This is a genomic window from Noviherbaspirillum sp. UKPF54, assembly GCF_007874125.1.
Lineage (GTDB): Bacteria > Pseudomonadota > Gammaproteobacteria > Burkholderiales > Burkholderiaceae_D > Noviherbaspirillum.
In genome coordinates this window covers 4,235,385-4,249,310 of record NZ_CP040128.1, presented here as the reverse complement: position 1 = coordinate 4,249,310, position 13,926 = coordinate 4,235,385, and the positions used below count along the sequence as shown (strand labels likewise).

Annotated in this window: 14 protein-coding genes; 8 read left to right on the top strand and 6 right to left on the bottom strand. The window is 64.8% G+C overall.

Annotated features, from left to right (window positions below; translation table 11 throughout):
* The first annotated feature begins 134 nt into the window (after nt 1-134).
* Nucleotides 135-941, top strand: coding sequence for an acyl-CoA thioesterase II (locus FAY22_RS19595; protein WP_146332312.1), 807 nt, complete (start codon nt 135-137; stop codon nt 939-941).
* A gap of 43 nt (nt 942-984) precedes the next feature.
* Here FAY22_RS19595 and FAY22_RS19590 read toward each other — a convergent pair whose 3' ends face one another.
* Together FAY22_RS19590 and FAY22_RS19585 are read right to left on the bottom strand one after the other, a co-directional pair.
* Nucleotides 985-1,665 (bottom strand): hypothetical protein, encoded by a 681-nt coding sequence (locus tag FAY22_RS19590; RefSeq protein ID WP_246860579.1) that lies wholly within the window; start codon nt 1,663-1,665, stop codon nt 985-987.
* Nucleotides 1,666-1,850: 185 nt separating this feature from the next.
* Nucleotides 1,851-2,993, bottom strand: a complete 1,143-nt coding sequence (locus FAY22_RS19585) for a hypothetical protein (RefSeq protein WP_146332308.1) — start codon at nt 2,991-2,993, stop codon at nt 1,851-1,853.
* 123 nt (nt 2,994-3,116) lie between these two features.
* On the opposite strand from FAY22_RS19585, the gene FAY22_RS19580 reads away from it, so the two are divergent.
* Nucleotides 3,117-3,323: a hypothetical protein gene (locus tag FAY22_RS19580; RefSeq protein WP_146332306.1), complete on the top strand. Its 207-nt coding sequence runs from the start codon at nt 3,117-3,119 to the stop codon at nt 3,321-3,323.
* A 4-nt stretch (nt 3,324-3,327) separates the two neighbouring features.
* Here FAY22_RS19580 and FAY22_RS19575 read toward each other — a convergent pair whose 3' ends face one another.
* The 3 genes from FAY22_RS19575 to FAY22_RS19565 form a co-directional block, all read right to left on the bottom strand.
* Entirely contained in the window at nt 3,328-4,626 is a 1,299-nt protein-coding gene (locus FAY22_RS19575) for an FAD-binding oxidoreductase (RefSeq protein ID WP_146332304.1), read from the bottom strand.
* Nucleotides 4,627-4,628: 2 nt separating this feature from the next.
* A complete protein-coding gene (locus tag FAY22_RS19570; protein ID WP_146332302.1) occupies nt 4,629-6,044 on the bottom strand; it encodes a homospermidine synthase in 1,416 nt (471 codons plus the stop codon).
* A 183-nt stretch (nt 6,045-6,227) separates the two neighbouring features.
* On the bottom strand, nt 6,228-6,872 hold the full coding sequence (locus tag FAY22_RS19565; RefSeq protein ID WP_146332300.1) for an MBL fold metallo-hydrolase: 645 nt from the start codon (nt 6,870-6,872) through the stop codon (nt 6,228-6,230).
* 161 nt (nt 6,873-7,033) lie between these two features.
* On the opposite strand from FAY22_RS19565, the gene FAY22_RS19560 reads away from it, so the two are divergent.
* From FAY22_RS19560 to FAY22_RS19545, 4 genes are all read left to right on the top strand, one after another.
* On the top strand, nt 7,034-7,477 hold the full coding sequence (locus tag FAY22_RS19560) for a glycine zipper 2TM domain-containing protein (RefSeq protein ID WP_146332298.1): 444 nt from the start codon (nt 7,034-7,036) through the stop codon (nt 7,475-7,477).
* A gap of 154 nt (nt 7,478-7,631) precedes the next feature.
* On the top strand, nt 7,632-8,399 hold the full coding sequence (locus FAY22_RS19555; protein WP_146332296.1) for a GGDEF domain-containing protein: 768 nt from the start codon (nt 7,632-7,634) through the stop codon (nt 8,397-8,399).
* A gap of 118 nt (nt 8,400-8,517) precedes the next feature.
* Nucleotides 8,518-8,862, top strand: coding sequence for a hypothetical protein (locus tag FAY22_RS19550; protein WP_146332294.1), 345 nt, complete (start codon nt 8,518-8,520; stop codon nt 8,860-8,862).
* 182 nt (nt 8,863-9,044) lie between these two features.
* Nucleotides 9,045-10,139, top strand: coding sequence for a diguanylate cyclase (locus FAY22_RS19545; RefSeq protein WP_146332292.1), 1,095 nt, complete (start codon nt 9,045-9,047; stop codon nt 10,137-10,139).
* A gap of 34 nt (nt 10,140-10,173) precedes the next feature.
* Here FAY22_RS19545 and FAY22_RS19540 read toward each other — a convergent pair whose 3' ends face one another.
* Nucleotides 10,174-10,926 (bottom strand): metallophosphoesterase, encoded by a 753-nt coding sequence (locus tag FAY22_RS19540; protein WP_246860578.1) that lies wholly within the window; start codon nt 10,924-10,926, stop codon nt 10,174-10,176.
* A 151-nt stretch (nt 10,927-11,077) separates the two neighbouring features.
* Here FAY22_RS19540 and FAY22_RS19535 point away from each other — a divergent pair, with 151 nt between their 5' ends.
* Together FAY22_RS19535 and FAY22_RS19530 are read left to right on the top strand one after the other, a co-directional pair.
* The gene (locus FAY22_RS19535; RefSeq protein WP_146332290.1) at nt 11,078-11,902 is read left to right on the top strand and encodes a nucleotidyltransferase; all 825 of its coding nucleotides are present in this window, start codon (nt 11,078-11,080) and stop codon (nt 11,900-11,902) included.
* Nucleotides 11,903-12,019: 117 nt separating this feature from the next.
* Nucleotides 12,020-13,765 (top strand): cation:proton antiporter, encoded by a 1,746-nt coding sequence (locus FAY22_RS19530; RefSeq protein ID WP_146332288.1) that lies wholly within the window; start codon nt 12,020-12,022, stop codon nt 13,763-13,765.
* The last annotated feature ends 161 nt before the right edge of the window (nt 13,766-13,926 follow it).

Sequence of the window (13,926 nt, the reverse complement as noted above, 5' to 3'; positions counted from 1 at the left end):
GCTGCAATAGCGGCCTTCTCCCCGCCGGGTTCACAGCATCTTCCAGCTTTCCGCCAGAGCGCCTTGCCGCGAGCCCCAGGCGGGCACAAATATTTTCCACTAAAATAGAACGACTGTTCTTTTTATGACGCCCCATGACTCCATTTGTCCATCCATTCGACCAAGCCATCGAGCTGGCGCGTGCCGGAGACGGCACCTTCTCCGGTCGCACCTCGACGCACTACTGGAACGCGATTTCACCATTCGGCGGCACGACGGTGGCCACGCTGCTGCAGGCAATGCTCGCGCATCCGCAGCGGCTGGGCGATCCGCTTTCGATGACGGTCAATTTCGCCGGTCCCCTCCAGCCGGGCGAATTCACGGTCCGAGTGACGGTGGCGCGCGCCGGCCGCTCGACCCAGCACTGGCAGATGGAAATCCGCCAGGCCGGCGACGAACAGCCGGCCGTCACCGGCACGGCCGTGTTCGCGGTGCGGCGCGAGACCTGGTCGGATACCGAAGCGACATTGCCCGACGTCCTGCCGCCGGGGCAGCTTGCGCGCTACGCCCCTCCGGTGCAGGTACCGTTCCTGCAGATGTACGACATCCGCTATGTCGACTGCGACCCGCTCGCCGGCGGACCCGACAGCACGACGCAATGCTGGATCAGCGACGTGCCGCCGCGCCGGCTCGACTTCCCCGCCATCGCAGCCTATTGCGACTCCTTCGTGCCGCGCCTGTTCGTGCGCAAGGGCGCGGCGCGCCCCATTTCGACCGTTACCCTGAGCATCAACTTCCATGTCGACGATGCCGCGCTGGCGCGGCAACAAGGCCGTCACGCGTTCGGCAAGGCCCGGGCGAATGCCTTCAACGGCGGCTATTACGATCAGGAGGGCCAGCTCTGGGCGGAGGACGGCACGCTGTTGGCAACCACGCACCAGCTGGTATGGTTCCGCGAATAGGATGCCGGCGACGGCAGGCAGAAATGAAGGCGTGGCGTTTTGTTCAGAAGCGGTAATCGACACGCACGCTCAATGCCCTGCGCGCATGCTCTGCCTGCGTCACGAATCCGACGGGGACGCCGCCTCTGAATAATACGGCGTCGCCGCTTCGTCCGACGCGCAGCCAGTCCCATTCCGTGGTGATTGCCAGCTTGGGCCAGGCGGTCGGATATACATCGAGCGCGAGACGCATCCCGGTGGCCGGCTGGGTTGTCAGATGGGCGTCGTCGAATGCCCCGTTTTCAAAGCGCACCCGTAGCCTTTCGGGTGCGGACCGAACCACCAATGCCCTTGCCCGCATCTGCGCCCAGCTCGCCTGCAATACACGCATCTGCGCCCCGGCCAGCAAGCGCCACGAGAAGTAGCGCTCGTTCAGTCCCAGCACATTGCCGCGGCCTGCGATATCGCGCTGCCAGCGGTCCCATTCGATCCCGCCGATCAGGCGCGCGGCGTCGGCGACCTGCTTCGACACCTCGATGCCCACCCGCGTTTGCGTGGTGCCGGTATCGGACGCGAAAGGAACGCCGCTTTGCATCTGGCCGTCATAGGTGATTTGGTGACGGTATACCTCTCCCGTCACGCCGACCTGCCAGTCACGGACGGCATAGTCCGCGCGTAGCGTAACGCCGGGCAGCCATCCATGCTCCTGCACCATGTCGCGGCCGCTTTGATCGGTCTCTGTCACTTGCAGCTGCCGCACGCCGGCGCCGGCAGAAAATTGCCATTCCGCACAGGCACTGCCTGAGGCAAGGATTCCAGCGGCAAGAGTTGTGAAAAAAATGGTGCGATTCATGGGACAAAACAATTGAATAGGGGCGTCGAAAAAACAAGGGGCGCTTCAAGCGCCCCTGCTGGCTTGCCGGCCTTACATCAGATCGCGCTGTTGAGCGCCACCCAGGTCGTATCGATAGTCTTGTCGATCGTGCCATCGCCGTTCGAGTCCACGTCAATCCGGACATTGGTGCTGCTGACGGCGGTCACGGTTGCCGTGCTGCCGTTGCCGGCCGTGATGGTCATCGCGCCTTCATACGGATAGCTGCTGCCGCTCGTCTGCTTGAACGGGGTAATGGTCTTGACATTGTACGACGTCAGCGCAGCCGCCAGATTGTCGATGAAGGTCAGGTTGATGCTTTGGGTTTCCAGTGTCGAGGCGATATCGTTCTTGATGATATAAGACGCGAGCGTTTCGTCGAGAACGGTCGCACCGCTCCTGGCGACGTTGGTGCGCACCGACTTGCCGCTGATGGAAGCGGAGGCGTTCTGGCTATTGGTTTGCGAGTATGCCAAAGTCATGTCGCCGTTGGTGCCCGCGACTTCTCCGTTTTCCTCTACAGTGAAATTGGCAAACGTCATCGTCATGGTGGCGCTCCATACATAGGCGCTGCCGATTGTGCCGTTCAGATTGTTAAACGTCATGGTGACCTTGCCGTTTATTTTCTGGCCGTTCTCGACGCAATTGGTGGACGTGACCGACAGGCTGTCGCCGTTGCTCAAACCGCTTGTCGAAGAATACGTGAGGGACAGCGAGAGCGTGCCGCCGCCCGTACATGCGACCGGCGCAGGATTCGCAGTGATCCCGGTAACAAGATTGTTTTGGGGAGCCGCGTCCAGACCTTTGTAGAGCTGCTGCAGAACGGTACGCACCAGCCCGGACTGCGCCGTGGTCGTACCGGAAATGGATACGCCGGTGGCAAATCCGCTCGCCGTGGATGCGCCGCCATTGACGGCGGTATTCGCATTCAGTGCCTGTGCCGCTACCGCCTGCGCATTACTGGAGGTAATTGCGGAGGTATTGGTCTGGCCGGCTCCGTCACCGCCGCCACCGCCGCCGCATGCGGCAAGAAGGGTCAGAGATGCAAGCGACAGCACAGCCTTTTTTGAAATGATGGTTTTCATGATGGTGTTGATTGTTGGTAAGGAAAATGTTTGGTGCGCAGCATAGCAAAGGGATAACTGGGAGGACATACCCTGTTTATGGTAGGCGCGGTCATTCCGCTGCTTGTCCGTCCGCATCGCGATTTCCGCTTCCCCGCCACGGCCTGTTTTCGTGCACTTATCTTGAATTAAGGTAAATTCATATCGTTCGAACTAGCATGTCCGATAACGGCTTTCCGACATCATCGGCAGGAGGTGTGCATGCAGCATTACTACGTCGACAAGAAGGAAACATCCAACGGCGACCACGAAATCCACGTGCCTCGATGCGAATATCTGCCCGAGGCGAACGACCGGATTTATCTGGGAACATTCAGCAATTGCGGCGACGCGTTGCGCCAGGCGAAGACCCATTACGACCAGTCGAACGGGTGCCGATGGTGCTGCGGCGAGTGCAGCACGGGCTAAAGCGTTACAGCAGGTCGCGCAGCCGGTAATACAGCACGCCGAGCGCAACGGCCGGCTTGCGTATCCATGCGCCGCGCGGAAACGGCGCATGCCGGATGCGGGTGAACAGATCGAAGCGTTCGGCCTGACCGGCCAGCGCGTCGGCCACCAGCTTGCCCGCCATGCCCGCCAGCGCCAGGCCATGGCCGGAAAACCCCTGCAAATAATAGATGTTGCTGCCAATGCGTCCGAAATCCGGCGCGTGGTTGATCGTCACGTCGACGAATCCGCCCCACGCATACGGCACGGACAAATCCCCCAGCTGCGGGAATACCGCCAGCATGCGTTGCCGCACATGCTCGACCAGGTCGGGCGGCGTGGCGCCGCTGAAGGCATCGGCGCCGCCGAACAGCAGACGGTGATCGGCGGAGGGGCGAAAATAGTCGAGCACGAAGTTGGTGTCGCTCACCGCCGCGCGATGCCGGATCAGGCTATCGGCGCGTTCCTTCGGCATCGGTTCGGTGGCGATGATGTAGGTCCCCACCGGGATGATGCGGCGCATGAGTTCGGGCGCGATGACGCCGCCGAACTGGTCGAGATAGACGTTGCCCGCCAGGACCACGAAGCGGCAGGCGATTTCGCCTTGTGCCGTTCTCACCAGCGGCTGCGCCGCGCGCCGGACGTCGATGACGGCCGAATCCTCGAAAATGCGCACGCCGGCATCGCGTGCGGCGGCCGCCAGTCCAAGGCAGTATTTCAAGGGATGCAGGTGGCCGGAGTGTGGGTCGAACGCACCGGCGTGGAACTGTTCGCTGGCGACCCAGTTGCGCACGTCGGCCGCCCCCACCCACCGCATCGCGTAACCGTAGGCGCGCGCCAGGTGCTCGACCCAGGCATCGAGCGCGCGCGCCTTTCTCGGCGTGACGGCGAGGTAGAGATAGCCGGGCGTGTAGTCGCAGTCGATCGCATGCGCGGCGATGCGTGCCTGCAGCAGTTGCAGCGCTTCCACCGAGATGTCCCAGGCGCGGTGCGCGTCGCCTGACGACAATTGCCGCTCCATCGCGCCCTGGCCGGCGTAGCCGACGATCGCCTGCCCGCCGTTTCTGCCGGATGCGCCCCAGCCGATGCGCCGAGCTTCCAGGAGTGCGACAGAGTAGCCGCGCGCGGCCAGCTCGAGCGCCGCGGACAGGCCGGCATAGCCGCCGCCCACGACGCCGACATCGGCGGTGATGTGCCCCTGAAGCGGCGCGTCCGCAGGCGGGCGCACCACGCTCGCTTCGTAGTAGGAGTTGTCGTTGAGCGTGGCTTCCTTTTTCAGCAACACATCTACGCCACCCGGATGTTCTTGAACTGCCAGGGGTCGTCGCGGTCGAGGTCTTCGCCGAACAGCCGTTCCCGGTCGTCGAGCGGCGTCCAGACGCCGTACACGCCCACCATTTCGCCCAGGTAGGGCCGGGCGATTCTCATGATGGCATCGTGATCGAGATCGTCCGGCTCGACGATGCCGGCATGCGGGTTGTGCAGCGCCCAGACCACGCCGGCCAGCACGCCCGCAGCCACCTGCAGGCTGGTCGCGTTGTTGTACGGCGCCAGCGTGCGCGCCTGTTCGATCGTCAGGCGCGACCCATACCAGTACACGCCACTTGGATTGCCCATGAGCAGAACGCCCAGCTCATCGGCGCCCGACACGATGTCGTCGCGGATGATGCGCCGCTGTGCCTGCGCATGCCAGTTGCGCCCCGCCAGTTCGTGTATCGACAGCACAGCGTCGTCGCACGGATGATAGGCGTAGTGCACGGTCGGGCGGTAGACCACCTCGCCATCGCGGCGCAGCGTCAAATGGTCGGCGATCGAAATCGATTCGCTGTGCGTGATCATGAAGCCGTGGTACGCGCCTTCCAGCGGCGTCCAGCTGCGCACGCGGGTGGCGGCGCCCGGCCGGTTGAGATAGATCGCCGAGCCGCAGCCGGAGGCGTGGCGCGCCGCGTCGTGCGGCCAGTGGCGCTCGTGCGTGCCCCAGCCCAGTTCGGCCGGCTGCAGCCCTTCCGCGATGAAGCCGTCGACCGACCAGGTGTTGACGAACTCGCCGCGTTGCTTGCGCTGCGCGGCGGCCTGCGTGTCGCGCTCGGCGATATGGATGGCCTTGATGCCCAGCCGGCGCGCCAGCCCGGCCCAGCCGGCATGGCTGTGCGGGCTGTCGCCCGGCGCACCGGTGTCGGCGGCCATTTTCAGCAGCGCCTGCTTGACGAAGATCGACGCCAGCCCGGGATTGGCGCCCAGCGTCAGGATCGCGGTCGGGCCCTGCTGCCGGGTGCGCAGCGCCAGCGCTTCTTCGCGCAGCGCATAGTTGGAGCGGTGCGCCACCGGCTGCGAGGCGTCGACGTAACCGCCGGCCCACGGCTCGATGCAGGTATCGAGGTACAGCGCACCGCAGCGCTGGCAGTATTCGACTAGGGCGCAGCTCGACACATCGACCGACAGGTTGAGCAGGAAATCGCCCTCGCCCAGCAGCGGCGCAAGCACCGCGCGATAATTTTCCCTGGTCAGCGGCTGCACGCGCAGCGCGACGCGATATTCGCGCGCGATCCGATCGCCCTGCGCGGTTGCGGAAAGGATGATGATCTGTTCCGGATCGATGTCGAGATGGCGCAACAGCAGCGGCAAGATTGCCTGGCCGATGCTACCGAAGCCCACCATGACCAGCCGGGCATGAAAACGCGCGTGTGTGAGGTGTGCTGTCATCTCGTCCCGGGTTCTTGTTCTCGCAAGCAGCAGCGCGCCGGCCGGCGCTCATGGCGAGGCAAGGCCGTTGCGGCATGCGGTTGAAGTTGGACATGCCAAGTGCGATGCGGTTGCATGATTGCTCAAGCACATCGCATTCGGCACGCGTGCCGGTCAACAAGCTGCTAAGGGACGACAATCGACCTAGCCGAAGCGGGTGTCGGCGACGAATGGATTGCTGGCGCGTTCTTCGCCAAAGGTGGATGCCGGACCATGGCCAGGCACGAAGGTGACGTCGTCGCCGAGCGGCCACAGCTTTTCGCGGATGGAATGGATCAGCGTATCGTAGTCGCCGCGCGGGAAATCGGTGCGGCCGATCGAGCCGCGGAACAGCACATCGCCCACCAGCGCCAGGCGCACGCCGCGATGGAAAAAGACGACGTGGCCCGGCGTATGGCCGGGGCAATGGATCACTTCCAGCGTTTCGGCGCCGAACGAGACGGTGTCGCCGTCATCGAGCCAGCGGTCCGGCTCGAACGGCTCGGCCGGCGGAAAGCCGGAGCGCCTGGTCGCCTCGCCGAGCTGGTCGAGCCAGAACTTGTCGTCGCGGTGCGGGCCTTCGATTGGCACGCCGAATTCCCGCCGCACGACATCGCCCGCCGCGCAGTGGTCGAGATGCGCATGCGTCAGGAACACCTTTTCCAGCGTCACGTCCAGCTGTTCGAGCGCCTCCCGCAGGCGCGGCACGTCGCCGCCCGGATCGACCAGCGCGGCGCGCCGCGTCGTCTCACAGACCAGGATGCTGCAATTCTGTTGATAGGGAGTGACCGGGACGATCGCGCATTTCATGGCGGGCAGGCGAAATTGGGGGAAGGCCGTGAGTATGCCATGCGGCGGCGCTCCTGTTACAAGTGCTTGCCCCTGAAACATTTCCTCATCACATGGCCCGTGCCCACCGCCTTACCCTGTCGCCATACCGTATGTCCGGTGTTTGTTCGTAGTTGAGAAAAATGAAGTCAATGTTGCAAGGATTTTCCACAGTGGCGCGTCATGCCTCGTTGTCCATCTTGTTCTTCGGCATATTCGCCGCCGCACCTGCCGCGCAGGCGGCATCCTGTGCCGGCTGCGGCACGGTGGTATCCGCCCATACCTATCAACAGCCGGCGGCGCAAGGCAGCGGCGTGGGCATGGTGACGGGTGCGGTGGTAGGCGGCTTGCTTGGCAACCAGGTCGGCGGCGGCAATGGCCGTACCCTGGCGACCGTCGCGGGCGCCGTCGGCGGCGGTTATGCCGGCAACGTCATTGAAAAGCGCGCGCGCTCGACCACCGTCACGCAGGTGCGCGTACGGATGGGCAATGGCGCAGTGCGCACATTTACCGAACGCGGTGCCCGCCGTTGGGTCGCCGGCGAGCGTGTGCGCGTGCACAACGGCGCGCTCGTGGCGCGCGCTTGAGTCCCTGCTTCTGCCCCGCGCCTGCCGCCGGGCATGCTGCCCTGGCAAGAGCCGCGACAAGACGGTGCCCTCCTCAATTTTTCCCGGATCCGTCCGATAACCTCACCATGAGGGCGCGCCGCATGGCGCATGTCCACGCTTGACGGAGAAAAAGATGAGCGCAGTATTCGACAATCATGCCGCTTTGCCAGCCGCACGGCGCAGCTTGGCACCGCCCGCGCCCTCCTTCAGCGCGTGGCTGCAGGGCCTTTCCGCCGGCCTGCCGCTGGCCGGCGGCCTGCGCCAGGCGCTGGACGACTTCCTGCGCGAGATGCCCGGCGCCGGCGCCCCGGTGCTGCAGTCGCGCGTCGACATGCTGCTGGCGCGCGCCGAGGCCCGGGCGGCGCAGCGCCGCGTTCAGGAACTCGAAGCCGAGCTGGCGCGCATGCGCGAACTGGTGTGCGAGGATCAGCTCACCGGCAGCCTCAACCGGCGCGGCCTGGCGGCCGTGCTCGACCGCGAGCTGGCGCGCGCCGCGCGCAGCAACTCGCCGCTATGCGTGGCGCTGCTCGACCTGGACGATTTCAAGAAACTCAACGACACCTACGGCCACTGCGTCGGCGACGCGGCCCTGAAGCACCTGGTGCGCATGGCAAAGGATGCGCTGCGCAAGACGGACGTGGTCGGCCGCTTCGGCGGCGAGGAATTCATGATCGTGCTGCCCGATACCCCGCTCGAGGATGCCATATCGGCAATGACGCGCATGCAGGGCGCATTGCGCAGCCGGCCGTGCTTGCATGACGGCACCGGCGTGCCGCTCGCCTTCAGCGCCGGGGTGGCGCAGTACGACACCGGCGACGAGCAGGAAACGCTCGTCGCGCGCGCCGACGCCGCGCTCTACCGGGCCAAGCGGGCCGGCAAAAACCGGGTCGTCAGCGCGTAAGCGCGGAAAAGGCGCATTTTTGCCACAGTCGCGCGGCGCCGCCGACGTGCGGATTTCATTCCTTCCCGCCAGCTGTTTAAAATAGCGGCCTCGATGGTTCCTCAGCTTGGGCAGCGATATGGATTACGGTTTTCCGGCATTGTTGGCATACGCATTCGGCGCGGCTTTTCTGCTGGGCTTGCTGAAGACCGGCCGGTGGAAGACGGTGCTCATCGCCGTTCTCGCCGTATGGGCCGTGCGGCTCGGGCAAACCGAGATCGACCTGCTCACCAGCGGCACGCCCCAGTCCTATGCCTGGTTCGCCTTCCTGTCGGCGGGCACGGCGTTTCCGGCTTTTGTGGTGGCCATGGTCGGCTCCGACCTGGGCTTGCGGCTGCACCGCGTCCTGTTTGGCAAGGACAAGGAAGACGAGCCCGTGATACAGGCGCAGGAAGCGCCCGACGAGGAAGCAGCCGAGCCATAGCCGCCGGCATGATGTGCGCCGCAAAACGAACGCTTGTTCCATTTCGGAGTGGCAACGGTTACAATAAATTTCTCTGAAGAAACTACTTTTAGTTTCCTCCGTTTTCAGGCACGTCGGCACCGCCGGCCATGGCCGGCAGTCGATCCGGTTGACAAGGCGCTTCTCTGCATAAGGCAGCATTCATGAAGGTTTTGTTGAGAAAGGCAATCACGCGCAAGCCGAGGCTGAATCTCGGCAACGAGATGGGCCATGCGCGCTTTCGCCTGATCTGCGGCGTGATTTTTTCGGCGTTCATGGTGCTTGCGCATGCGCTGGGCCAGATCGAGGATATCCGTGGCACGGCGCTCGCCCTGGCGGCCTTCAATGCTTTCGGGCTGGCTTGGCTGGGCGTCGTCGGCGCTTCGCTGTTTACGTTCAAGGCGCGCCGCATCGCTTCGATCCTGCTCGACCAGGCGCTGTTTGCGCTGGCGTTGTACCTGGGCGGCGCCGCACTGGCGCCGGTAATGTGGGCGCCGGTGCTCATGGCCATCGGCAACGGGCTGCGCAACGGCCCTTCTTTTGCGCGCCTTTCCGCGCTTTCCGGCGCCTGCTTCCTGTCGCTCGCGACGTGGCTTTCGCCCTTCTGGCACAAGCTGCCGCTGGTGGCCGAAGGATTGGTGCTGTCGGTGCTGATCCTGCCGTGGTATGCCCATCTGCTGTCGGCCCAGATTGCGCGCGACAAGCGCGAACTCAAGCTGCGCGCGGCCCAGTACGAATTCGCCTCCAGGACCGATTCCCTGACCGGCTTGCTGAACCGCTCGGGCTTCTTCGTGGCGCTGGAGAGCCTGCTGGCCGATGTCGGGAGCAAGTCGATCCGCGGCGCGGTGATGCTGCTCGACCTGGACGGGTTCAAGGCCATCAACGATACCTGCGGACACAGCGCGGGCGACGCGGCGCTGAAGGAAATCGGCATGCGCCTGATGCGCTACCTGTCGAACGGCGACCGCGCGGCGCGCATCGGCGGCGACGAATTCGGTATCGCGCTGGTCGATACCGCTTCGCACGAGGAGGTGGAGCAGCTGGCGCAGGAACTGGTCGAGGCCATCGCCGCCATCCGCGTGCCCGGCGCCCCTGAATTGCGGCTGGGCGCGAGCATCGGTATCTGCCTGTTGCCGGACGAGCGCTTTATCACTTCCTCGGCCATCATGGAAGAAACCGACCGCCTGATGTACCAGGCCAAGCGCGCCGGGAAAAACCGCTTCCGCAGTTCCCGCGCGAGCGCCGCGGCCGAGATCTAGCGAACGGAGTTCTATCGCCCTTGGCCGGTCAAACTTACACGCTGCCGGCCTCGGTTTTTGGAATTTCTATAATCCGGAACGGCGGACGGTCGGGAAAGCTGCGCTGCAGCAGAGGCTTGGCGACGTTATAGACGGGAATGTTGTTGACTGTTTTACCCTCCGGACTGCCGCGGTGGGCATGGCCGTGGAAGACGGCGTTGACGGGGTAGCGGATCAGCGGCTCCTCCAGCCGGCTGGTGCCGAGGAAGGCGTAAATTTCCACCGGCTCGCCCTTGACCGTCGCCTCGATCGGCGAATAGTGCAGCATCGCGATGCGCTGGCTGGTGCGCAGCTTGGCCAGCGCCGATTCCAGCTTCAGCGCTTCGTGCAGCGCTTCGTTGACGAACTGCTTGATCGAATTTTCCCCCCACGGCCCGAGCGTGCCACGCCCGTAGCCGCCGGCGAAACCCTTGACGCCGACGATGCCCACGCCATGGATTTCGCAGGCCTCGCCATCGAGCACGCGCACCCCGGCCTCGATCAGGATGCGCTGCACCTCTTCCTGCCTGCCGGACTCGAAATCGTGATTGCCCAGCACGGCGACGATCGGGATCCTGGCCGCCGCCATTTCTTCGACCAGCACGTGCGTTTCCTCGGGCAAACCGTAGTCGGTCAAGTCACCGCACAGCAACAGCGCGTCGGCTGCCTCGGCGGCCTGGGCAAACAGGTTGCGCAGGCTACCTGCCGATTCCTTCCTGCAATGCAAGTCGCCCACGGCTGCAAAACGAATGGATTCTTGTGAAATCACGATATGCTCCTCGTCCGGAAAATACTTCGCCAGGAACCGCCCAGAGGGTGTGCCGGATCGGAGCCGGCGGCCTGATCCGTCCCCTCTAAAGACCGTGACTGCGTGGCATAAGTTTTGCTGATTCTTTCTGTCATGTTCCTGGGGGCTCGATATGGAAAGCGCCATCTCGCAATCACGGCCCGGTGACGAACCCGGCGCCGATACGGCAGTGTTTTACCGGCACGTGCTCGAAACGCTGAATGCGTCGACAGTCCCGTTCCTGGTCGGCGGCGCTTACGCGCTGCATCGCTATACCGGGGTCAACCGCCATACCCGGGATCTGGACATCTTCATTCGCCGCAGCGATTTGGCGGCGGTGAGCGCAGCGCTGCGCCAGGCCGGCTACGACACCGAGCTGACGTTTCCCCACTGGCTGGCAAAGGTACGCGCCAACGGCGTGTATATCGACCTGATCTTCAGCTCGGGCAACGCCATCGCGGAAGTCGACGACGCGTGGTTCGAGCATGCCAGCGACGACGAGGTGCTGGGCCTGCCGACCCGGATCTGCCCGGCCGAGGAAATGATCTGGTCCAAGGCCTTCATCATGGAGCGCGAGCGTTTCGACGGCGCCGACATCCTGCACCTGCTGCGCGCGCGCGCAGACCAGCTCGACTGGCAGCGCCTGTTCCGCCGCTTCGAGCCGCACTGGCGCATCCTGCTGGTGCACCTGACGCTGTTCGGCTTCGTCTACCCGGCGCAGCGCGCGCTGGTGCCGGCGGCGATCATGGATGAGCTGATCGAGCGCCTGCGCCGCGAAACCCACAGTGCCGCACCGCAGCACGCCATCTGCCTGGGCACGCTGCTGTCGCGCGAGCAGTACCTCAACGATGTCGGGCAGGATGGCTTACGGGACGGGCGCGCCACGCCGCTCGGCAACATGTCCGAACGCGACATCGCGATCTGGACCGAGGCAATCCCCCGCCCCAATTCGCACTGAAAACGCTTCTTATCCTGCATCAAGCACGGCGCGCACGGCGGAATCGGCGTTATAAAATGCACGTCGGACTGCGCCGGCCACGCCCGGCGCAGCGGCTCACTCATTCGTCGGTCAACCGTGCAAGAACAACACGCCCTACCCTATTTGCGCGAAACGCTTCTGTTTCTTGCCCTCGCGGGCATCCTCATTCCTCTGTTGCAGCGCTGGCGCGTCAACCAGGTGCTGGGCTTTCTGGCGGTGGGCGCACTGCTCGGCCCGTTCGGGCTCGGCCTGTGGGCGCACGCGGTGCCGTGGCTCGGCTATCTCACGGTGTCGCGCGTGGAAGGCGTGGAGGCGCTGGCCGAACTGGGCGTGCTGTTCCTGATGTTCATGATCGGCCTGGAACTGTCGGCCGAGCGCCTGTGGGCGCTGCGCCGCTGGGTCTTCGGCGCCGGCACCGCCCAGGTGTGCCTGTCCGCCGTCATCATCGGCTGCCTCGCCTATTTCTTCGGCAATTCGCTGGAAGCGGCGCTGGTGCTCGGCTTCGTGCTGTCGCTGTCGTCCACAGCGGTCGTGATGCAACTGATGGCGGAGCAGCGCTCGATGAATTCGCCGCTGGGCCAGGCCGGCTTTTCGATCCTGATGATGCAGGACCTGGCGGTGGTGCCGCTGTTGATCCTGATCGGCGTGCTCACGAGCGGGCAAAGCGAAGGCCTGGCTGCCCTGGTGACCGTCACCGTGGCCAAGTCGATCGGCGCCATCGTGCTCATCTACCTGATCGGCCGACGCGTGATCCGCCCGCTGTTCCGCTCCTTCGCCCGGCAGCGCCAGCCGGACGTGTTCATGGCGCTCACGCTGCTGAGCACGCTAGGCATCGCCAGCCTGACCGCCTCGGCCGGCCTGTCGATGGCGCTGGGCGCCTTCCTGGCCGGGCTGCTGCTGGCCGAGACCGAATTCAAGCACGAGGTCGAAATCACGATCGAGCCGTTCCGCGGCCTGCTGATGGGCCTGTTCTTCATGTCGGTCGGCATGGCCATCGACGTGCGCGAAGTGATCGCGTCGCCACTATGGCTTCCGCTGTCGGTGATTGGCCTGTTCACCATCAAGGCATGCGTGCTAGCCGTGTTGTTTCGCATCGGCGGCTTTTCCTGGGCGCGCGCCTTCGAAGGCGGCCTGCTGCTGGGGCAGGGCGGCGAATTCGCGTTCATCGTGGTCGGCTATGCCATGACCACCCACCTGGTGGCGCCGCCGATCGGGCAGTTCATCATGCTGGTGGTCAGCCTGAGCATGTTCCTCACGCCGCTGGCCGCGCGCGTCGGGCGCGCCATCGGCGAGCGCTGGGAACAGCGCCACCATGAGCAGGCGTTCGGCGAGGCCGTGCTCGAAGCGGCCGGCGGACGCGTCATCATCGCCGGCTTCGGCCGCGTCGGCCAGATGCTGGCGCAGCTGCTGAGCGCGCAGAAGATCCCGTACATCGCTTTCGAAAACGACGCGCGGCTGGTGGCGCGCCTGCGCGCGGCGGGCTTTCCGATTTATTTCGGCGACGCGGCGCGCGCCGAACTGCTGCGCAAGGCGCATGCCGACCTGGCGCCGGCGATCGTGCTGACCATGGACCATCCCGCCTCCGCGCTCAACGCGGTGCGCGGCATCCGGCGCGAGCTGCCGCACGTGCAGATCTTCGCCCGCTCGCGCGACGAAAAGCATGCGCGCGCCTTGAAGCAGGCCGGCGCCACCGTCGTCATCCCGGAAACGCTGGAATCGAGCCTGCAATTGTCGTCTTTCGTGCTGCAGACGCTGGGCGTGTCCGAAGGCGCGGCCGCCCACCTGGTCCAGCGCGAACGCGAACGGCATATCGCGGAGCTGGAAGGAGAGGCCGCGCCGTAACGGCGCGGCTTCCCGGGTCAATGTTGATCTGTTGCGTGACGACATTGCGCTGATTACCATCCTATTCTTGGCCGTCCCGTGCTGCATTCCCGCTGCCGTGGCGGTCCAGCAAATTTGCAGCCGTATTGCGCGATTGCCCGCTTGAGAAATCGCAAGCCGCG

Excerpts from the sequence above, each read along its gene's own strand:
- FAY22_RS19595 (WP_146332312.1), top strand. The coding sequence starts at position 135 with ATGACTCCATTTGTCCATCCATTCGACCAAGCCATCGAGCTGGCGCGT.
- FAY22_RS19585 (WP_146332308.1), bottom strand. The coding sequence starts at position 2,993 with ATGCGGACGGACAAGCAGCGGAATGACCGCGCCTACCATAAACAGGGT.
- FAY22_RS19580 (WP_146332306.1), top strand. The coding sequence starts at position 3,117 with ATGCAGCATTACTACGTCGACAAGAAGGAAACATCCAACGGCGACCAC.
- FAY22_RS19570 (WP_146332302.1), bottom strand. The coding sequence starts at position 6,044 with ATGACAGCACACCTCACACACGCGCGTTTTCATGCCCGGCTGGTCATG.
- FAY22_RS19565 (WP_146332300.1), bottom strand. The coding sequence starts at position 6,872 with ATGAAATGCGCGATCGTCCCGGTCACTCCCTATCAACAGAATTGCAGC.
- FAY22_RS19560 (WP_146332298.1), top strand. The coding sequence starts at position 7,034 with ATGAAGTCAATGTTGCAAGGATTTTCCACAGTGGCGCGTCATGCCTCG.
- FAY22_RS19555 (WP_146332296.1), top strand. The coding sequence starts at position 7,632 with ATGAGCGCAGTATTCGACAATCATGCCGCTTTGCCAGCCGCACGGCGC.
- FAY22_RS19550 (WP_146332294.1), top strand. The coding sequence starts at position 8,518 with ATGGATTACGGTTTTCCGGCATTGTTGGCATACGCATTCGGCGCGGCT.
- FAY22_RS19545 (WP_146332292.1), top strand. The coding sequence starts at position 9,045 with ATGAAGGTTTTGTTGAGAAAGGCAATCACGCGCAAGCCGAGGCTGAAT.
- FAY22_RS19535 (WP_146332290.1), top strand. The coding sequence starts at position 11,078 with ATGGAAAGCGCCATCTCGCAATCACGGCCCGGTGACGAACCCGGCGCC.